This is a genomic window from Sphingomonas adhaesiva (genome assembly GCF_036946125.1).
GTDB classification, from domain to species: domain Bacteria; phylum Pseudomonadota; class Alphaproteobacteria; order Sphingomonadales; family Sphingomonadaceae; genus Sphingomonas; species Sphingomonas adhaesiva_A.
The window spans coordinates 269,287-287,808 of sequence record NZ_JAQIJT010000001.1 but is presented as its reverse complement, the minus strand read 5'-3'; the positions used below and the strand labels follow the sequence as shown (position 1 = coordinate 287,808).

Sequence of the window (18,522 nt, the reverse complement as noted above, 5' to 3'; positions counted from 1 at the left end):
TCAGGACGGCAGGCCGTTGGTGACCAGCGCGGTGCCGTCCGCGCCGATCGCGACCAGCCATTCGCCGCCATTGTCGCACGTCGCGATCCAGGCGGGCTTGCCCTGCACCGGATCGCTGGCCGCGGAGCGGACCACCCCCTGGCAGTCGCGGTTCGCGTCGCGGATCGCGCGGAACAGGACCGCGTTGCGCTCGCCCTCGTTCAGCGTCCCGATCCGGGCGATGGCATTGCCCTGCGTATCCTCTGCCGCCGCGGCATTGTTCGCCGCGTCGCTGCCTGCACCGCCGCAGGCGGCGAGCGGGAGGAAGGCGGCGAGGGCGAGAAGCGCGCGATGCGGCATGGGCGGATCCTTTCTTTCGGGGGCTGTGTGACACCGTACCGAACGAGGTCGGGCGCCGATTGTTTCGGCGCAGGTCCCTGTCGCGCCGCCAGCGCACCGGCTAGAGGGGAGGGATCGTCCAGCGTCGACGGGTGGGGGCACATGCGGATACGAAACGGTTCGGGCGCGCGCTTTATCGGTGGCCTCGTGATGGCGGGGCTGCTCGCGTCGTGCGGCGGGGGCGACGGGGGCGGCGGCGCGTCGTCGAGCAGCGGCGGCACGGCGACCGCGCCGACCCCGACGCCCGTCCCGGTGTCGACGCCGACCCCGTCCCCGACGACCGCGGGGGGCTGTTCCCTGCGCGCGCGCCAGGACTGGCTGCTGGCGCAGATGAACGAATGGTATCTCTTCCCCGAGACGCTGCCGACGATGCTCGACCCGTCGCGCTACACCGACCTGGAGGATTACCTCGACGCGCTGACCGCGACCGCGCGGGCGCAGCGCCGCGATCGCCAGTTTTCCTACGTCACCTCGGTCGCGGAGGAGACGGCCTATTACACGGCGGGGACGACCGGCGGCTTCGGCGTGCGGCTGACGTTCGACGGCGCGAACCGGCTGATGGTGACGGAGGCGTTCGAGGGCGGGCCGGCGCTGCTGGCCGGGATCGACCGCGGCACGGAAATCGTCGGCATCGGCTATGGCGAGAATTCCGTCCGCAGCATCGCCAGCTATGTCGCTGCCGGGGATCAGGCGGCCTTCTATCAGGCGGTCGATCCCGGCACGGCGAATGCGACGCGGGTGTTTCGCGTCATCGGCGGCGACGGGGCGACGCGCGACGTGACCTTGCGTACCGCCGATTTCGACCTGTCGCCGCTCTCGCCGCGCTACGGCGCGAAGGTGCTCGACGATGGCGGTCGCAAGGTCGGCTACGTCAACCTGCGCACCTTCATCGGCACCGCCGACGACCAGCTGCGCAGCGCGTTCGCGACGTTCCGGGCGCAGGGCGTCACCAACCTGATCGTCGACCTGCGCTACAACGGCGGCGGGCTGCTGGCGACCGCGGGGACGTTCGCCGACCTGCTCGGCGGCAACCGGACGCGCGGGGACGTGCAATCCTACACCACGTTCCGCGCCTCCAAGTCGAGCGAGAACGAGACGCGCTTCTTCGAGCGCGAAGCCCAGGCGATCGTGCCGACGCGCGTCGCGTTCATTGGCACCGGCGGCACCGCGTCCGCCAGCGAATATGTCATCAACGCGATGATCCCGTACCTGCACGGCAACGCCGCGCTGATCGGTACCAACACCTTCGGCAAGCCGGTGGGGCAGATCGCGCTCGACAACCCCGCCTGCCCCGACGACCGGCTGCGCGTGGTGGCGCTGTCGATTCAGAATGCCGCGCGGCAGGGCGACTATTTCGACGGCCTCGCCAGCAAGGTGGAGGCGAGCTGCCAGGCGACCGACGACCTGACGCATCCGATGGGCGACCCGGGCGAATCCTCGACCCGCGCCGCGCTCGACTATCTCGCGGGGCGCAGCTGCTCGCGCATCGGCGCCAGCGCGTCGCTGTCGCGCACCGCGCTCGCCACCCCGGCGCGGCGGATCGTCACGCCCGAGCGCCCGACGACCGCGCAGCGCGAGACGCCGGGGCTGTTCTGATCGCGGGTCAGTCGTGCCGCCGGCCGAAATCGGCGGCGGCATCGTCCTGTCCCTGGTCGACGATCGAGCGGCGGATCGCGCGCGTCTTCGCGAAGCGGTCGAACAGCGCATCGCCGTCGCCCCAGCGGATCGCGCGCTGCAACTGGCTCAGGTCCTCGCTGAAGCGCTGGAGCATCTCCAGCACCGCATCCTTGTTCGACAAAAACACGTCGCGCCACATCGTCGGGTCGGACGCGGCGATGCGGGTGAAGTCGCGGAAGCCGCCGGCGGAATATTTGATGACCTCCGACTGGGTCACGGTCTCCAGATCGTCCGCGGTGCCGACGATCGTATAGGCGATCAGATGCGGCAGGTGGCTGGTCACCGCCAGCACCAGATCGTGGTGGTCGGGCGTCATCTGTTCGACATCGGCGCCCAGCCGGCGCCAGAATGCGGACACCCGCTCCACTGCGCTGGCGTCGCTTTCCGCCAGCGGGGTGACGATGCACCAGCGGCCGCGGAACAGGGTGGCGAAGCCCGATTCGGGCCCGCTCTTCTCGGTGCCCGCGACCGGGTGCGCGGGTACCACGCGCGCGGGCGGCAGCACCGCGGACAGCGCGCGCGCGACCGACGCCTTGCAGCTGCCGACGTCGCTGACGATCGCCTCGGCGGGCAAATCATCGGCGATCACGGTCGCGACGGCCTCCATCGCCCCCACCGGCACGCACAGGATGACGAGGTCGGCATCGATCACCGCCGCGCCCGGCGTATCGGCGACGTCGTCGACCAGCTCGATCCGCCGCGCCACCTCGCGCACCTCGGCACTGGCGTCATGCCCGGTCATGCGCACCGTCGGCATCGCCTGGCGCACCGCGCGCGCGATCGACGAGCCGAGCAGCCCCAGCCCGATGATGGCGACCCGGGAGAAGGGGAGCATCAGCCCGCCCGTTCCACCAGCGCGCGCAGCACGTCGACGACCGCGCGCATGTCGCCCTCGCTGCCGATCGTGATGCGCAGCCCGTGGGGCAGCCCCTGTCCCGGCAGCCAGCGGGTGGCGTAGCCCGCCGCCATCAGCGCCCGATACGCCGCCTCCGCGCTCACCGTGCCCTCGAACAGCACCAGCACGAAATTGGCCTTGCTGGGCACCGCGCGGAGACCGGCGTTGCCGAGTGCGGCGATCTGGTCCGCGAACCAGGCGCGCCATGTCGCATTGTGCTCGCGGCTGTGGCGCACGAACCCCGCGTCGCCCAGCGCGGCGATCGCGGCGCGCTGCGCACCGATGCCGAACGCGAAGGGCGCGCGGATGCGGTGCATCGCCGCGATCACCTCGGGCGCGGCATAGCCCCAGCCGACCCGCTCGGCGGCCAGCCCGAAGATCTTGGAGAAGGTGCGCGTCACCAGCACGTTGGGCTGGGTGCGCGGCAGCTCCAGCGCGCCATCGTCGTCCTGTGCCTCCAGATATTCGGTATAGGCCTGATCGACCACCAGCAGCACGTCGCGCGGCAGCCCGGCGTGGAGGCGCGCGATCTCTTCGCGCGACGTATAGGTGCCGGTCGGGTTGTTGGGATTGGCGACGAAGACGACCTTCGTCCGCTCCGTCACCGCCGCCAGGATCGCGTCGACATCGGTCGCATAGTCCGCGTCGGCGGCGATCACCGGCACCGCCCCCACGCGGCGCGCCGCGATCTCGTACACCGCGAAGCCGTAGCGGACGAAGACGATCTCGTCCCCCGGCCCCGCGAACGTGCCCGCCGCCAGGTGCAGCACCTCGTCCGACCCGGTGCCATAGACGATGCGGTCGGCCTCCACCCCGTAATGCGCCGACAGTGCCGCGCGCAGCTCGACCGCGGCGGCGTCGGGATAGCGCTCCAGCTCGTCGGCGGCGCTGCGATAGGCGTCGCGCGCCGCGGCGGGAGTACCGAACGGGTTTTCGTTCGACGACAGTTTCACCACCGGGCGCCCGTCCTCCGCGGTGGCGCGACCCGGGACGTACGGAGCGATCCCCATGATCCAGGGCTTCGGGGTGGGGGCAAGAGCGGCGTCGGTCATGGCCGTGCGCTGTAGAAGCCGCACGCCGCAGAGGCAACGTGCGCGCCCGCTCGACTTGCCCCCCCGCGGGAGGGTAAGGCCCGTCGCTCGATGCTGACGACCCCTTCCGATCTCGACCAGCGCTTCGGCCTGGCACGGCGCGTGACGCTGCCGGGCCCGCTCCGGCTCGATAGCGGCGCGCTGCTGGCCCCGGTCGACATCGCCTACGAAACCTACGGCACGCTGGCGCCGGACGGCGAGAACGCGCTGCTGCTGTGCCACGCTCTGACGATGGACCAGCATGTCGCCGGCCCCAATCCCCGCACCGGCAAGCCGGGCTGGTGGACGCGGATGGTCGGCCCCGGCCGTCCGATCGATACCGACCGCTATTTCGTCATCTGTGCCAACGTGCTGGGCAGCTGCATGGGATCGTCCGGCCCCGCCAGCATCGACGCGGCGACGGGACGTCCCTATGCGATGGCCTTCCCCGTCATCACCATCCGCGACATGGTGCGCGCGCAGGCGATGCTGCTGGACCATCTGGGCGTCGCGCGGCTCGCCGCGGTGGTCGGCGGATCGATGGGCGGGATGCAGGCGCTCAGCTGGGCGGCGACCTATCCCGACCGGGTCCGTGCCGCGGTGGTGATCGCCTCCACCGCGCGGCACACCGCGCAGAACATCGCCTTCCACGAGGTCGGGCGGCAGGCGGTGATGGCCGATCCGCGGTGGAACGGCGGCGACTATTACGGCGGCGAGCCACCCGCCGCGGGCCTCGCGGTGGCGCGGATGGCGGCGCATATCACCTATCTGTCGGAGGCCGGGCTGACCGAGAAATTCGGACGCCGGCTGCAGGCGCGCGAACACAAGAGCTTCGGCTTCGACGCCGATTTCCAGGTCGAAAGCTACCTGCGCTATCAGGGGCTGTCGTTCACCGATCGGTTCGACGCCAACAGCTACCTCTATATCACCCGCGCGATGGACTATTTCGACCTTGCGGAGGAGCATGGCGGGCTGCTGGCGCAGGCGTTCCGCGGGGCGGGGACGCGCTTCTGCCTCGTCAGCTTCGATACCGACTGGCTCTATCCCACCGCGGATTCGCGCAGTATCGTGCAGGCGCTCAACGCCGCGGGCGCACCGGCCAGCTTCGTGGAGCTGTCCAGCCCCTACGGCCATGACGCCTTCCTGCTCGATTCGCCCGAACTGGAGCGGCTGGTCGGCGGGTTCCTGAGGGCGGGGCGATGAATCTGCGCCCCGATCTCGCGATCATCGCGCGCCACGTCCGGCCCGGCGCGCGCGTGCTGGACGTCGGCTGCGGCGACGGCGACCTGATGGCGGCGCTGCGCGACGGGCGCGGCGTGGATGCGCGCGGGCTGGAGCTGGATGCGACCAACGTCGCGCTGGCGATGGCGCGCGGGCTGCCGGTGATCCAGGGCGACGCGGACAGCGACCTGGCGGGCTATCCCGACCAGAGCTTCGACTATGCGATCCTCAGCCAGACGTTGCAGACCGCGCGCGCGCCGGACCGCGTGCTGGAAGAATTGCTGCGGATCGGGCGCCGCGCCTTCGTCAGCTTCCCCAATTTCGCGCACTGGCGCGTGCGGTTGTCGCTGCTGTGGGGCGGGCGGATGCCGGTGACGCGGCTGCTGCCGGAGCGCTGGTACGACACGCCCAACATCCACCACCTGACCATCGACGACTTCCGCGCGCACCTGCGCGAGCGGGCGATCACGGTGGAGGGGGCATGGTTCCTCTCGGGCGACAAGAACACCGGCGGCGCGGCCGCCAATTTCCTGGCGGAGCATGCCGTATTCCTCTTGACACGGAACCCTTCGCGTTGATCCCGGTTAAGCCGGCTCGACAGGGAAGGTAGGATGCCGAAGACCGCATTGATCGTGGAGGACGAAATCTTCGTCGCGCTCGACCTCGAGCGGATCCTGATCGACGCCGGTTATACGGTCGCCGGGATCGCGGCCGACGCCGATACCGCGCTGCGTGCGGCACCCGGCTGCACCTTCGCCTTCGTCGACGTGAACCTGCGCGACGGTGCCACCGGACCCGAGATCGCGCAGCGCATCCATCGGGAACATGGCGTCCGCGTCGTCTTCGTGACCGCCAACCCCAGCCAGATCGAGGATCCGGCCGGCGCGCTGGGCTATATCCGCAAGCCGTTCAGCGACGAAGCGATCCTGGCGGCGGCGCAGACCGCCAGCCGCCCGGACCTGGTGGCGGACAATGCCGATTTCGTCAGGTGGCCGCTGACGTCCGGCTGAACGCCGGCGCCGGCACCCGGACGGTCACCTCCAGCCCCTCCGGCTGCCACGCGCGCTCGACCGTGCCGCCCAGCTGGCGCACCGCGCTCAATTCCATCAGCTGCGTGCCGAACCCGCCGTTCGCCGACGGCGTCGTCACCGCCGGCCCTCCGGTTTCCCGCCAGACGAGCTCCACCTCGGCGCCCTCGCGCGAGACGGCCAGCAACACCTTCCCGGTCCCGACCGACAGCGCGCCGTATTTGCTCGCGTTGGTGGCCAGCTCATGGAACAGCAACGCCAGCGGGGTCGCGGCGCGATCGTCGATCGGCACGTCGTCGCCGATGATGTCGATCCGCTCGCCGGGGGCGGACTGATAGGGGGCGAACAGCTCCTGCAGCAGCCCGACCAGGCTGTCCTGCGCCAGATGCGGACGCGAATTGGGGCTGTGCGGGCGTACGAAATCGTGCGCGCGGCCCAGCGCGGTGATGCGCTGGCGCAGGTCGGTGGCGACGCCCGCCACCTCGGGATGCGACCGCGCCGCGAACTGGATCAGCCCGGCGATGACCGAGAAGATGTTCTTGATGCGATGGCTCAGCTCCTGGCTGATGACCTCGCGCTCCTCCAGCGCCAGCTTCTGCTCGTGGACGTCGGTGCACGTCCCGATCCAGCGCGTGATCCGCCCGTCCTCGTCGCGGATCGGCAGCGCGCGCCCCAGCACCCAGCGGTAGGTGCCGTCACGGTGGCGCAGGCGATATTCGATCTGGTACGGCGCCCCCGTTTCCAGCGACCGGCGCCATACCGCCCAGGCACGATCCCGATCCTCGGCATGGAACATGTCGTTCCAGCCCTCGCCATCGGTCGTGCCCACCGGCGCCCCGGTGAATTCGTACCAGCGCGCGTTGTAATAATCGTGATAGCCATCGGGCAGCGTCGACCACACCATCTGCGGCATGGTGTCCGCCAGCGTGCGGAAGCGCAGGTCGCTGTCGCTCGCCGCGGCCAGCGCCTCGCGCTCCGATGCACGGCGCGCGGCGCCCTCGCGCTTGTCGCGCAACCGGGCGAGGACATTGGCGGCCAGCACCTCCAGCCCCTGCCGCTGGAACGCGGTCAGCCCCTCGGGCCGGGGCCTGGTATCCAGCACGCACAGCGATCCCAGCGGATAGCCTTCGTCCGACACCAGCGGCGCCCCGGCGTAGAAGCGCAGGTTCCGCTCGCCGGTGACGAGCGGATTGTCGGCGAAGCGCGGGTCCAGCGTCGCGTCGGGCACCACCATGACGCCGTCTTCCCACATCGCATAGGCGCAGAAGGACTGTTCGCGCGGGGTCTCGCTCACGTCCATGCCGGTCCGCGCCAGGAACAGCTGGCGATCGGTTTCGACCATGCTGACGAGTGCGGTCGGTACGTCGCACAGCGCTGCGGCGAAATCGGTGATCTGCCGCAGTGCGCTCGAATCGTAGAGCGTGCCGATTTCGTGCGAGGCGAGCGCGGCGACGCGCTGCTCCTCGCTGCATACCGATGGCGACAGGGGTTGCGTCACTTAGAACGGCACGTCGTCATCGAGATCGTCGGCATAGCCGCCGCCGAAGTTGCCACCGCCGCCGCCGCCGCGCGACCCGCCGCCGGACGAGGCGCCGCCGCCGCGGCTGCCACCACCACCGCCGCGCGATCCGCCGCCGAAGTCGTCGCCGCCGCCGCCCCAGTCGTCACGACCGCCGCCGCCGCCGGACCCGCCCTGCGGTCCGTCGAGCATCGTCAGCACGGAGTTGAAGCCCTGCAGCACGACCTCCGTCGAATATCGGTCGTTACCCTGCTGGTCCTGCCACTTCCGGGTCTGCAACTGGCCCTCGATATAGACCTTGCTACCCTTGCGCAGGAACCGCTCGGCCACGTTGGCGAGCCCTTCGTTGAAGATCGCGACCGAATGCCATTCGGTCTTTTCCTTCTTCTCGCCGGTGTTGCGGTCCTTCCAGCTTTCGGACGTGGCGATGCGCAGGTTCACCACCTTGCCGCCGTTCTGGAACGAGCGCGACTCGGGATCGCGCCCGAGATTGCCGACGAGAATGACCTTGTTGACGCTGCCTGCCATGCGACCCTCTTAGAGGCCGGCGAACACCGCCAGCCAGTATGTCAGACCCGCCATGACATAAGCGATGGCGAAAAGGTAGCCGAGCATGAAGAGCGGCCATTTCCACCCGTTCGTCTCGCGCCGGGTCACCGCGATCGTGGAGATGCATTGCGGCGCGAAGACGAACCACATCAGGAAGGCGAGCGCGGTCGGCAGCGACCAGCGCGCGCGAAGCCGCTCCACCAGCGACTGTTCGCCCCTCGCATCCTCGGTATCGTCGATCGCATAGGCGGTGCCGATCGCCGCCACCGCCACCTCGCGCGCCGCCATCGCGGGGATCAGCGCCAGCGCGATGTCGTGGTTGAAGCCGATCGGGCGCACCACGACCTCCAGCCCGCTGGCGATGCGGCCCGCGACCGAATATTCGACCTGCTTCTGCCCCGGGGGCGCCTGCGGGAAGCTCAGCAGCGCCCACAGCACGATGGTGGTGATCGCGATCGTCGTGCCGGCGCGCTTCAGGAAGATCGCCGCGCGGCTCCACAGCCCGATCAGCACGTCGCGGATGCGCGGCCACTGATAGCGCGGCATCTCCATCATGAAGCCCGACGACTCGCCTTTCGTCACGGTGCGCCGCAACAGCAGCGCGGCGACGAACGCGCCCACGATCCCCATCAGGTAGAGACCGAGCAGCACCAGCCCCTGAAGGCCGACGAACGGCACCACCCGGCGCGCCGGGATGAACGCGCCGATGATGATCGTATAGACCGGGAGCCGCGCCGAGCAGGTCATCAGCGGCGCGATCAGGATCGTGGTCAGCCGGTCCTTCTCGTCGTCGATCGTGCGCGTCGCCATGATCCCGGGCACCGCGCAGGCGAAGCTGGACAGCAGCGGGATGAACGCCCGTCCCGACAGCCCGACATGGCTCATCATCCGATCGAGCAGGAACGCGGCCCGCACCATGTAGCCCGACGCCTCCAGCACCAGGATGAAGAGAAACAGGATCAGGATCAGCGGCAGGAAGACGACGACCGCGCCGACGCCGGCGATGACGCCATCGGTCAGCAGCGATCGCAGGAAACCGTCGGGCAGCGATGCCTTCACCATGGCGTCGAGCGCGGCGAACCCATCCTCGATCCAGCCGACCGGCGCTTCCGACCAGCTGAACACCGCCTGGAACATCACGAACAACAGCGCGACGAGCAGGATCGGGCCGACCACCGGGTGCAGCGCGACCGCGTCGAGCGCGGTGTTCCAGCGCCGCACCGGCGTCTCGCTGAGCGTCGCCGCGCGCGACAGGGCACGGGCGCGGCGCTGGAGCACGACGATGTCGTCCTGCGGCACCGGCAGCGGCCCCGCGTCGCGACGCTTCGCCGCGCCGATCGCATCGGTCAGTCGCGCGCGCAGGTCGTCGATCCCGCGGCGGCGCACCGCCACCGTGGCGACGACGGGGACGCCCAGCTCACGCTCCAGCACCGCCGGGTCGAGCACCAGCCCGTCGCGCTCGGCCAGGTCGACCATGTTGAGCGCGATCACGACCGGCAGCTTCAACGCGATCAGCTGCATCGCGAAGCGCAGGTGATTGTCCAGATTGGCGGCGTCGACCACGACCAGCAACGCGTCGGGCAGCCGCTCGCCCGCCTGCGCCCCCGTCACCACGTCGCGCGTCACGCGCTCGTCGGGGGAGGACGGGTCTAGGCTGTACGCGCCGGGCAGGTCGACCAGCTCGACCGGGCGTCCGTCGTCCAGCGCCAGCCGCCCGGCATGCCGCTCGACCGTGACGCCGGGATAGTTGCCAACCTTCTGCCGCGCGCCGGTCAGCGCGTTGAACAGCGCGCTCTTGCCGGCATTGGGGTTGCCGACCATCGCGACCAGCGGGGGGAGCTCCATCAGTGCGCGGCCGTCATTCCGCGGCCAGCAGCTCGCCGCCTTCCACGTCGCGCGCGACGTGGATCGTCGCGGCGACCGCGCGGCGCAGCGCCACCGTCATCCGCCCGATCCGGCACGCGATCGGGCCACCGCCCAGCGTTGCACGGTGAAGGACCTCCACCCCCACGCCCTCGCCGAAGCCCAGTTCGCGCAACCTGCGCGCCTCGGGCGTCGCCAGCCGGGACCAGTCGATCGCGGCGACGGTCGCGGGCGCATGCCGCGGCAGCGTCTCCAGGTTCCAGCGCGACTCGAGCGTCGCATCGTTGGCGGCATGAAGCGGGGCGGGGTGGGGATAGCCGGTCACGAGGCCTGCTATATGGCGCGTGCGATTGATTATCAATAAACGAGTTCGCCGATCGACGCGCGGGGCGCGACGATGCGCCGGGACGCCGCGGGCGTCAGACCACCGGGTAGCGCAGCCGACCGACGAACCGGCTGAGGCTGGGCCGCCGCTGCGCCCGCCGCGTCATCCCGGCCTTCGCCTTTTCGAACCGCATGATGCCGTCGATCCGCCGCGCCAGGAACGCGCGCGTGTCCGCCTGCCCCTCGCTGTCGTCGTCGAGGAAGACGGTGATCGTCGCGCCATAGACCGCCAGCAGCATCGCCCGCTTCGTATAGTGGTTGTAGTCGGTCGCGGTATCGCCCGCGACGCGCCAGATGCGATCGACGCTGCGCCACCCCAGCCGGGCGGCGCGGGGAACGTGATTCGGCGTGGCGAGCACCGCGAGCGCGCGGCGCAGCGATTCGCGCTCGGGCGCCAGCACGGCGAGCCGCGCCTCGACCAGCGCGGTGATGCGCTGACGGATCTTCATCGTCGCCAGCGCCTCGGCGGGCACGGCGGCGACCATCGCGGCGTCGACATGCTCGAACCAGGCATCGATCATCGCCACCGGGCCATCGGCGAAGGCGACGCGGGCGATGTCGGGGTCGACCCCGCTCGTCTCCGCCGCCAGATCGCGCGCGGCATCGCCCCAGCCGTCGAACGCGGCATTGGCGGCGATCGCGGGCGCCAGCCTCTCGCGGACCTCGTCGAGCGTCCAGTCCGCCTTCCCGTCCTGATTCATGCCACCTCCTCGCGTACCCCGTTGGCCGCCGGCGCGATGGCCCTAGCAGGTCCCGGCTCGCGCCGCACCAGCACCAGCGCGGCGGCGACCATCGCCACGCCGATCAGGTCGGGGGCGCCCAGCCGCTCGCCGAACAGCAGCCAGCCGACCACGCCCGCCACCACCGGCTGCACCAGCAGCGCCAGCCCGATCGCCAGCGGCGACAATCGCCCCAGCGCATAGGTCATGCAGCCCTGACCGATCACCTGGCTGCACAACGCGAGCCCCAGCAGCGGGGTCCAGTCCCCCGGCATCACGCGTTCGCCCAGCAGCAGCGCGAAGGCGAGCAGCGGCGGCAGCGCGGTCAGCGACGACCAGGCGAGCGCGGGCAGCGGTGCCATCGTCGCGCGCACGTCCGCCATCAGCACGAAATAGGCCGCGTAGAGCACGCCCGCCAGGACGCACAGCAGGTCGCCGACCAGATGGCCGGGGTCGAGCTGATACGACCGCCCCATCAGCAGCGCCGCACCGCCTGCCGCCAGCAGCAGCGCGAGCGACTGCCCGCGCGATGGCCAGGCGCGCGCGACCAGGAACCCCCACAGCGGGAAGATGAACGTCGCCACGTTGCCGAACAGCGTGGCGTTGGCGAGCGTGGTGCGCACGATCCCGACATGCCAGCTGCCCAGATCGGCGGCGAAGGCGATGCCCGCGCCCGCCAGCAGCCAGATCATCCGCGGCGACGGGCGCGTCCGCGTCCCGCCCGCCGCGCCGCCCCGGCTCCGCGTCGTCCACGCCATGCCGGCGACCAGCGGCAGCGCCAGCGACATCCGCCAGAAGGCCGCGGCGACCGGGCCGGTATCCGCCAGCCGCACGAACATGGGGCCGAACGCCAGCGCCACGTTGGCGACGACCAGCGCGAGAAACGCACGCCCGTTGCCGCTTCTCGTCATGATAGGTTTTCTTCGCGTACCGACCTGATGCATGAAGCCCCTTAGCGACATAGCTTTAGGCGCGTCAGCCCATCATCACCGAAAGGAAGCCCATGCCCAGCCTGTTCGATCCGATTACCCTGGGGGCGATCGAGGCGCCCAACCGCATCCTGATGGCGCCGCTGACCCGCACGCGCGCCACCGCGGAACACGTGCCGACCGAGCTGATGATCGAATATTACCGCCAGCGCGCGAGCGCGGGGCTCATCATCTCCGAGGCGACCGGGATCAGCCGCCTGGGACTCGGCTGGCCGCACGCGCCGGGACTATGGACGCGCGATCAGGTCGAGGCGTGGAAGCCGGTGACGGAGGCGGTGCATGGCGCCGGCGGGCGGATCGTCGCACAGCTGTGGCACATGGGTCGGCTGGCGCGTCCCGACGTCACGGGGATGCAGTCGCTGTCCTCCTCGACCCTGCGCGCACCCTATCACGATCCCGACAAGAATCCCTATGACACGCCGCGCGCCGCGACGCTGGACGACATCCGCCAGACGATCGAGGATTACGGCCGGGCCGCGCGCCACGCGATCGAGGCCGGGTTCGACGGCGTGCAGGTGCACGGCGCCAATGGCTATCTGATCGACCAGTTCCTGCGCGACAACACCAACCTGCGCGACGATGATTACGGCGGCGCGCCGGAGAACCGCATCCGCCTGATGCGCGAGGTGATGGAGCGCGTGGTCGCGGAGGTCGGTGCCGGCCGCACCTCGATCCGCCTGTCCCCCAACGGCGAGACGCAGGGCGCCGACGACAGCGATCCGGAGGCGGTGTTCCTGCCCGCGGCGAAGGCGCTCGACGATCTGGGCATCGCGTTCCTGGAACTGCGCGAGCAGTCGCCCGACGGCACCTTCGGCGCGAGCAGCGTGCCCAAGCTCAGCCCGAAGATCCGCGAGGTGTTCACCGGGCCGCTGGTGCTCAACCAGGATTATTCGAAGGAGGCCGCGCAGGCGGATCTCGATTCGGGCGTCGCGGACGCGGTCGCCTGGGGCCGGCTCTACATCGCCAACCCCGATCTGGTGGAGCGCTTCCGCCGGGACGCACCGCTCAATACGCCCAATCCGAAGACCTTCTACGCGCCCGGGCCGGAGGGGTATATCGACTATCCCGCGCTCGATCAGGTGGAGACCGCGGCGGCCTGAGCAGCGCTGTGCCCCGGCCTTCGCCGGGCCTTTGCAAGACAGGTGCAACGGCATCGAGTCCACGCCGTGCTCCTGCCTTCGCAGGAGCACGGGTGTAGCCTTTTGCAAAGGTCGCGCCTCCGCCGGGGCACAGGGAGGCTGCGCCCGTCAATTCGGCGCGGTGGCGTCCACCGGGGGCGTCCCTGCGGACGCCGCCGCCACCGCCTCGACCCGCTCCATCACCCGCAGGATGTTACCCTGCGCAAGCGCGGACAGGTCGGCATCGCTCCAGCCACGCCGTGCCAGCTCGGCGAAGATGCGCGGATAGCCGTCGACTCCCTTCAATCCGACCGGCCCGGTGCCGCTGATTCCGTCGAAATCGCCGCCCAGACCCACCGCGCCGCGCCCCGCCACCCGCGCGACATGCTCGATATGGTCGGCGACATCGCCCACCGTCACCGCCGGTTCGGGGTGTTCCGCGTCCCATTTCGCCAGCGGCACGGGGGCGCCGGGGCCATACAGGTCGCCTGCCAGGCCGCGGCTTTTGGCGAAAGCGGTGCGTTCGCCGTCCCATGCGCGCCATCGCGCGGAGACGAAGCTGGGGTAGAAGTTCACCATCACCACCCCGCCGGCGTCGCCGATCCGTTTCAGCAGCGCGTCGGGGATGTTGCGCGGGGCATCGGCGATCGCGCGCGCCGACGAATGCGACGCCATGACGGGCGCCGTCGACACGTCCAGTACCGCCGCCATCGTCGAATCGGCGACATGGCTGACGTCGACGATCATGCCGATGCGGTTCATCTCCGCCACTACCTGCCGCCCGAACGCGTTCAGCCCGCCCGCGCGCGGCGCATCGGTGCTGCTGTCGGCCCATTCCAGGCTCTTGCCATGGGTCAGCGTCATGTAACCGACGCCCAGCGCCTTGTACTGGCGCAGCACCGACAGCCGCTTGTCGATCTGATGCCCGCCCTCGACCCCGATCAGGGAAGCGATCCTGCCCGCCTTCTGCGCGCGCCGCACGTCCGTCGCGGTCGTCGCCAGCGCGAACGTATCGGGATAGGCCGCGGCCATGCGGCGCACGATGTCGATTTCCTCCAGCGTCATCTCCACCGCGCGCGGCCCGGTGACGCTGGCGGGGATATAGACCGACCAGAACTGTCCCCCGACATGCCCGCGCCGCAGCCGCGCGATGTCGGTCTGGAGCGGATAGGACCAGCGCGAACTGTCCTGCCGCAGGTCGAGCTTCTCGACCTTCGCCTCGTAATTCTGGCGGATTTCCCAGGGCAGGTCGTTGTGCCCGTCGATGACCGGCGTGCGTTCGAGCAGGCGCTCGATCCGGGCCGGGACGGGGGTCGAGACGGGGCTCGAAACGGGGGCGGGGGTGGCCGCAGCGGCGGCCTGCGCGAGGAACAGGGCGATCATGCCGCGAATGACAGCAGATCGCGACGCGTCGCGACAGAGCGAAAACGCGTGAGGCGTATAACCGCGGCGGTGTATCGGCCCGGCAGGCGCAGGTCGCGCGGCCTCGATCGAGGCCTCCGCAAAACTCGCTTTCTGTTCCCCGGCGCAGGCCGGGGGCCAGGGACGACCGGCTTGCGGGATATGGCGTCGTCGCCCGACTGGACCCCGGCCTCCGCGAGACCTTTGCAAAAGGCTACGCCGTGCTCCTGCGAAGGTGCCGTTGCACCTGTTTTGCAAGGGTCCCGCCTTCGCCGGGGAACGGAAGGTTGGCCCCGGCAGGCGCGTCACCCCGGCGCGACGCCGGGGTGACGGGGGATATTACAGCTTCGATGTCAGCTCGGGGACGACCTTGAACAGGTCGCCGACCAGGCCGATGTCCGCGACCTGGAAGATCGGCGCGTCCTCGTCCTTGTTGATCGCGATGATCGTCTTGCTGTCCTTCATGCCGGCGAGGTGCTGGATCGCGCCCGAGATGCCGACCGCGACATAGACCTCCGGCGCGACGATCTTGCCCGTCTGGCCGACCTGATAGTCGTTGGGGACGAACCCGGCGTCGACCGCGGCGCGGCTCGCGCCGACGCCGGCGCCCAGCTTGTCCGCCAGCGGCTCGATCACCTCGGTGAACTTCTCGCCCGAGCCGAGCGCGCGTCCGCCCGAGACGATGATCTTCGCGCTGGTCAGCTCCGGGCGCGTCAGCTCGGCGATCTCCTGACCCTCGAAGGTGGCGAGGCCGGTGTCCGGGGTCGCGGCGACCGCCTCTACGGTGCCGGAGCCGCCCTCGGCGGCGGCCTTCTCGAACGCGGTGCCGCGCACGGTGATGACCTTCTTCGCGTCCGACGTCTGGACGGTGGCGATCGCATTGCCGGCGTAGATCGGACGCGTGAACGTGTCCTCGCCCTCGACCGACAGGATGTCGCTGATCTGCATGACGTCGAGCAGCGCGGCGACGCGCGGCGCCAGCGCCTTGCCGGTGGTGGTGGCGGGCACGACGAACGCGTCGTGATGGTCCATCAGCTGCTGGACCAGCGGCGCGACGTTCTCGGCCAGCTGGTGCGCATAGGCCGCGTCGTCCGCGACATGCACCTTGCCGACGCCCGCGATTGTCGCCGCGGCCTGCGCGACGCCGTCGACGCCTTGCCCTGCGACCAGCAGATGTACCTCGCCCAGCTTCGCCGCGGCGGTCACCGCGGAGAGCGTGGCGTCCTTGACGGTCGAGCCGTCGTGCTCGACCCAAACCAGCGTCTTCATCTTCTCAGCCTTCCTTCGATCCTACGCCCATTCGCCCTGAGCAACGTCGAGGGGCGAGTGGCGGACGTGGTGCTTGGGCTTCGACTGCGCTCAGCCCGAACGGGGGGTGGGCGCGAAGCCTTACTTCGCGATGCCCATCGCCTTGAGCTTGCCGACCAGCTCGTCGACATCCGCGACCTTCACGCCTGCGGTGCGCTTCGCCGGCTCGGTGACCTTCACCACCTTCAGGCGCGGCGCCACGTCGACGCCGTAGTCGGCCGCCGTCTTGGTCGCCATCGGCTTCGACTTCGCCTTCATGATGTTGGGCAGCGAGGCGTAGCGCGGCTCGTTGAGCCGCAGGTCGGTGGTGACGATCGCGGGCAGCTTGTACGTGTCGGTCTCCAGACCGCCGTCGACCTCGCGCGTCACCTTGGCGCTGTCGGCCGACAGCTCGACCTTCGACGCCGCGGTCGCCTGACCCCAGCCGAGCAGCCCGGCCAGCATCTGCCCGGTCTGGTTGTTGTCGTCGTCGATCGCCTGCTTGCCCAGGATCACGAGCGAGGGCTGCTCCTCCTCGACGATCTTGGCGAGGATCTTGGCCACGCCCAGCGGCTCGACCTTCTCGTCCGACGTGACCAGGATCGCGCGGTCGGCGCCCATTGCCAGCGCGGTGCGCAGCGTCTCCTGTGCCTTCGCCTCGCCGATCGAGACGGCGACGATCTCGGTGACCGTGCCCTTCTCCTTCAGGCGGATCGCTTCCTCGACCGCGATCTCGTCGAACGGGTTCATCGACATCTTGACGTTCGCGAGATCGACGCCCGAGCCGTCCGCCTTCACCCGGGGCTTCACGTTGTAATCAAGCACGCGCTTGACCGGAACCAGCACCTTCATTGCGCTACTCTCCTCATTCCTCGCGGCTGCTACCTGACGTTTACGTCAACATCAAGTGTGCCGCGACCCAAGCTGTTGCCGTGAGGGATAAAGCCTCACCACGCCAGGGTGTCCATCGCGATGACGCGGGGCGGCGGTTTCGTCGCACCGGCCGTCGCGGGTCGATGCGACAAGGGGCGGGAACGGCATCCCGTTCCCGCCCCCGATATCCGGTGACGCGCGCCGCGACCCGCGGCGCGCGAGCAGGATCATGCCGCCTTCTGCACCTCGGCGACGATCTTCTTCGCCGCATCGCCCAGGTCGTTGGCGGGAACGATCGCGAGGCCCGAATTGGCGAGGATTTCCTTGCCCTTGTCGACGTTGGTGCCCTCCAGGCGGACGACCAGCGGCACCGACAGGTTCACCTCCTTCGCCGCGGCGACGATGCCGTCGGCGATGATGTCGCATTTCATGATGCCGCCGAAGATGTTGACCAGAATGCCCTTCACGTTCGGATCGGCGAGGATGATCTTGAACGCCGCGGTCACCTTCTCCTTGCTGGCGCCGCCGCCGACGTCGAGGAAGTTGGCCGGGAACATGCCGTTCAGCTTGATGATGTCCATCGTCGCCATCGCGAGGCCGGCGCCGTTGACCATGCAGCCGATGTCGCCGTCCAGCTTGATATAGGCCAGGTCGTACTTCGACGCCTCGAGCTCGGCGGGGTCCTCCTCGGTCTCGTCGCGCAGCTCCATCAGGTCCTTGTGGCGGAACAGCGCGTTGCCGTCGAAGCCGACCTTGGCGTCGAGGACCATCAGCTTGTCGTCCTCGGTGACGGCGAGCGGGTTGATCTCGATCTGCGCGGCATCGGTGCCCAGGAACGCGTCATAGACCTTGGAGGCGAGGCTCTGCGCCTGCTTGGCGAGGTCGCCGGTCAGGCCCAGCGCATTGGCGACGGCGCGGCCGTGATGCGGCTGGAACCCGGTGGCGGGGTCGACCGCGAAGGTGTGGATCTTCTCGGGCGTGTCGTGCGCGACCGTCTCGATGTCCATCCCGCCCTCGGTCGAGACGACGAAGGCGACGCGGCCCGTGGCGCGGTCGACCAGCAGCGCGAGATAGAATTCCTTGGCGATGTCGACGCCGTCGGTCACGTACAGGCGGTTGACCTGCTTGCCCGCGTCGCCGGTCTGGATCGTCACCAGCGTGTTGCCGAGCATCTCGGTCGCGGCGTGGCGGACCTCCCCCTCGGTCTTGGCGAGGCGGACGCCGCCCTTGCTGCCCTCGGGCAGCTCCTTGAACTTGCCCTTGCCGCGGCCGCCGGCGTGGATCTGCGCCTTGACGACATAGAGCGGCCCGGGCAGCTTCTTCGACACCTCGACCGCCTCGTCCACGCTCATCGCGGCATAGCCGGCGGGCACGGGGACGCCGAATTTCGCGAGCAGTTCCTTGGCCTGATATTCATGGATGTTCATGGCCGATCCTCCCGGAGATTGATGCAGTCGAGTCTGAGCTTGGCTAAAGCACACGGTCTGACGCAAATCCACTCTCTTTTCCGCACTTGCGAAGCGGTAGCGTTAGGCGTGTTCCGGTTGCCAA

At 69.8% G+C, this 18,522-nt stretch carries 17 protein-coding genes and 1 pseudogene; 5 read left to right on the top strand and 13 right to left on the bottom strand.

The window, feature by feature from the left end; translation table 11 throughout:
• Entirely contained in the window at positions 1–339 is a 339-nt protein-coding gene (locus tag PGN23_RS01370; RefSeq protein ID WP_335301059.1) for a hypothetical protein, read from the bottom strand.
• A gap of 189 nt (positions 340–528) precedes the next feature.
• On the opposite strand from PGN23_RS01370, the gene PGN23_RS01365 reads away from it, so the two are divergent.
• A complete protein-coding gene (locus PGN23_RS01365; protein ID WP_335301058.1) occupies positions 529–1,974 on the top strand; it encodes a S41 family peptidase in 1,446 nt (481 codons plus the stop codon).
• Positions 1,975–1,981: 7 nt separating this feature from the next.
• Here PGN23_RS01365 and PGN23_RS01360 read toward each other — a convergent pair whose 3' ends face one another.
• Both PGN23_RS01360 and hisC read right to left on the bottom strand, forming a co-directional pair.
• Complete coding sequence (locus PGN23_RS01360; RefSeq protein WP_335301057.1) at positions 1,982–2,890, bottom strand: prephenate/arogenate dehydrogenase family protein; 909 nt, start codon at positions 2,888–2,890, stop codon at positions 1,982–1,984.
• Positions 2,890–4,002: a histidinol-phosphate transaminase gene (hisC, locus tag PGN23_RS01355; RefSeq protein ID WP_335301056.1), complete on the bottom strand. Its 1,113-nt coding sequence runs from the start codon at positions 4,000–4,002 to the stop codon at positions 2,890–2,892. Before hisC ends, PGN23_RS01360 begins: the two co-directional genes overlap by 1 nt.
• Positions 4,003–4,092: 90 nt before the next feature.
• Here hisC and metX point away from each other — a divergent pair, with 90 nt between their 5' ends.
• The 3 genes and pseudogenes from metX to PGN23_RS01340 all read left to right on the top strand — a co-directional run.
• On the top strand, positions 4,093–5,223 hold the full coding sequence (gene metX, locus PGN23_RS01350; RefSeq protein WP_335301055.1) for a homoserine O-acetyltransferase MetX: 1,131 nt from the start codon (positions 4,093–4,095) through the stop codon (positions 5,221–5,223).
• Positions 5,220–5,819: a methionine biosynthesis protein MetW gene (gene metW / locus PGN23_RS01345; RefSeq protein WP_335301054.1), complete on the top strand. Its 600-nt coding sequence runs from the start codon at positions 5,220–5,222 to the stop codon at positions 5,817–5,819. The genes metX and metW overlap by 4 nt, the downstream gene beginning before the upstream one ends.
• 21 nt (positions 5,820–5,840) lie before the next feature.
• A pseudogene (locus PGN23_RS01340) lies at positions 5,841–6,251 on the top strand (response regulator); the annotation flags it as partial.
• On the opposite strand, the gene PGN23_RS01335 reads toward PGN23_RS01340, so the two are convergent.
• The 6 genes from PGN23_RS01335 to PGN23_RS01310 form a co-directional block, all read right to left on the bottom strand.
• Complete coding sequence (locus PGN23_RS01335) at positions 6,226–7,767, bottom strand: sensor histidine kinase (protein ID WP_335301053.1); 1,542 nt, start codon at positions 7,765–7,767, stop codon at positions 6,226–6,228. The pseudogene PGN23_RS01340 and the gene PGN23_RS01335 sit on opposite strands and share 26 nt — an antisense overlap.
• Positions 7,768–8,316 (bottom strand): single-stranded DNA-binding protein, encoded by a 549-nt coding sequence (ssb, locus tag PGN23_RS01330; protein WP_335301052.1) that lies wholly within the window; start codon positions 8,314–8,316, stop codon positions 7,768–7,770.
• A gap of 9 nt (positions 8,317–8,325) precedes the next feature.
• Entirely contained in the window at positions 8,326–10,182 is a 1,857-nt protein-coding gene (gene feoB / locus PGN23_RS01325; RefSeq protein WP_335301051.1) for a ferrous iron transporter B, read from the bottom strand.
• 13 nt (positions 10,183–10,195) lie between these two features.
• The gene (locus tag PGN23_RS01320; protein ID WP_335302048.1) at positions 10,196–10,456 is read right to left on the bottom strand and encodes a FeoA family protein; all 261 of its coding nucleotides are present in this window, start codon (positions 10,454–10,456) and stop codon (positions 10,196–10,198) included.
• Between the two features lie 163 nt (positions 10,457–10,619).
• The gene (locus PGN23_RS01315; RefSeq protein WP_335301050.1) at positions 10,620–11,285 is read right to left on the bottom strand and encodes a COQ9 family protein; all 666 of its coding nucleotides are present in this window, start codon (positions 11,283–11,285) and stop codon (positions 10,620–10,622) included.
• The gene (locus PGN23_RS01310; protein ID WP_335301049.1) at positions 11,282–12,214 is read right to left on the bottom strand and encodes a DMT family transporter; all 933 of its coding nucleotides are present in this window, start codon (positions 12,212–12,214) and stop codon (positions 11,282–11,284) included. Before PGN23_RS01310 ends, PGN23_RS01315 begins: the two co-directional genes overlap by 4 nt.
• 92 nt (positions 12,215–12,306) lie before the next feature.
• On the opposite strand from PGN23_RS01310, the gene PGN23_RS01305 reads away from it, so the two are divergent.
• Complete coding sequence (locus PGN23_RS01305; RefSeq protein WP_335301048.1) at positions 12,307–13,392, top strand: alkene reductase; 1,086 nt, start codon at positions 12,307–12,309, stop codon at positions 13,390–13,392.
• Between the two features lie 147 nt (positions 13,393–13,539).
• On the opposite strand, the gene PGN23_RS01300 is transcribed toward PGN23_RS01305, so the two are convergent.
• The 4 genes from PGN23_RS01300 to sucC all read right to left on the bottom strand — a co-directional run bounded on the left by PGN23_RS01300 (position 13,540) and on the right by sucC (position 18,398).
• On the bottom strand, positions 13,540–14,793 hold the full coding sequence (locus PGN23_RS01300; protein ID WP_335301047.1) for a dipeptidase: 1,254 nt from the start codon (positions 14,791–14,793) through the stop codon (positions 13,540–13,542).
• A gap of 357 nt (positions 14,794–15,150) precedes the next feature.
• Positions 15,151–16,080 carry an electron transfer flavoprotein subunit alpha/FixB family protein gene (locus tag PGN23_RS01295; RefSeq protein WP_335301046.1) on the bottom strand — a complete coding sequence of 310 codons (930 nt, stop codon included), beginning with the start codon at positions 16,078–16,080 and terminating at the stop codon, positions 15,151–15,153.
• 120 nt (positions 16,081–16,200) lie between these two features.
• A complete protein-coding gene (locus PGN23_RS01290) occupies positions 16,201–16,950 on the bottom strand; it encodes an electron transfer flavoprotein subunit beta/FixA family protein (protein WP_335301045.1) in 750 nt (249 codons plus the stop codon).
• A 248-nt stretch (positions 16,951–17,198) separates the two neighbouring features.
• Positions 17,199–18,398 (bottom strand): ADP-forming succinate--CoA ligase subunit beta, encoded by a 1,200-nt coding sequence (gene sucC, locus PGN23_RS01285; RefSeq protein WP_335301044.1) that lies wholly within the window; start codon positions 18,396–18,398, stop codon positions 17,199–17,201.
• Between the last annotated feature and the right edge of the window lie 124 nt (positions 18,399–18,522).

Excerpts from the sequence above, each read along its gene's own strand:
- PGN23_RS01360 (WP_335301057.1), bottom strand. The coding sequence starts at position 2,890 with ATGCTCCCCTTCTCCCGGGTCGCCATCATCGGGCTGGGGCTGCTCGGC.
- metX (WP_335301055.1), top strand. The coding sequence starts at position 4,093 with ATGCTGACGACCCCTTCCGATCTCGACCAGCGCTTCGGCCTGGCACGG.
- PGN23_RS01310 (WP_335301049.1), bottom strand. The coding sequence starts at position 12,214 with ATGACGAGAAGCGGCAACGGGCGTGCGTTTCTCGCGCTGGTCGTCGCC.
- hisC (WP_335301056.1), bottom strand. The coding sequence starts at position 4,002 with ATGACCGACGCCGCTCTTGCCCCCACCCCGAAGCCCTGGATCATGGGG.
- sucC (WP_335301044.1), bottom strand. The coding sequence starts at position 18,398 with ATGAACATCCATGAATATCAGGCCAAGGAACTGCTCGCGAAATTCGGC.
- PGN23_RS01300 (WP_335301047.1), bottom strand. The coding sequence starts at position 14,793 with ATGATCGCCCTGTTCCTCGCGCAGGCCGCCGCTGCGGCCACCCCCGCC.
- PGN23_RS01290 (WP_335301045.1), bottom strand. The coding sequence starts at position 16,950 with ATGAAGGTGCTGGTTCCGGTCAAGCGCGTGCTTGATTACAACGTGAAG.
- metW (WP_335301054.1), top strand. The coding sequence starts at position 5,220 with ATGAATCTGCGCCCCGATCTCGCGATCATCGCGCGCCACGTCCGGCCC.
- PGN23_RS01315 (WP_335301050.1), bottom strand. The coding sequence starts at position 11,285 with ATGAATCAGGACGGGAAGGCGGACTGGACGCTCGACGAGGTCCGCGAG.
- ssb (WP_335301052.1), bottom strand. The coding sequence starts at position 8,316 with ATGGCAGGCAGCGTCAACAAGGTCATTCTCGTCGGCAATCTCGGGCGC.
- PGN23_RS01370 (WP_335301059.1), bottom strand. The coding sequence starts at position 339 with ATGCCGCATCGCGCGCTTCTCGCCCTCGCCGCCTTCCTCCCGCTCGCC.
- PGN23_RS01365 (WP_335301058.1), top strand. The coding sequence starts at position 529 with ATGGCGGGGCTGCTCGCGTCGTGCGGCGGGGGCGACGGGGGCGGCGGC.
- feoB (WP_335301051.1), bottom strand. The coding sequence starts at position 10,182 with ATGGAGCTCCCCCCGCTGGTCGCGATGGTCGGCAACCCCAATGCCGGC.
- PGN23_RS01295 (WP_335301046.1), bottom strand. The coding sequence starts at position 16,080 with ATGAAGACGCTGGTTTGGGTCGAGCACGACGGCTCGACCGTCAAGGAC.
- PGN23_RS01305 (WP_335301048.1), top strand. The coding sequence starts at position 12,307 with ATGCCCAGCCTGTTCGATCCGATTACCCTGGGGGCGATCGAGGCGCCC.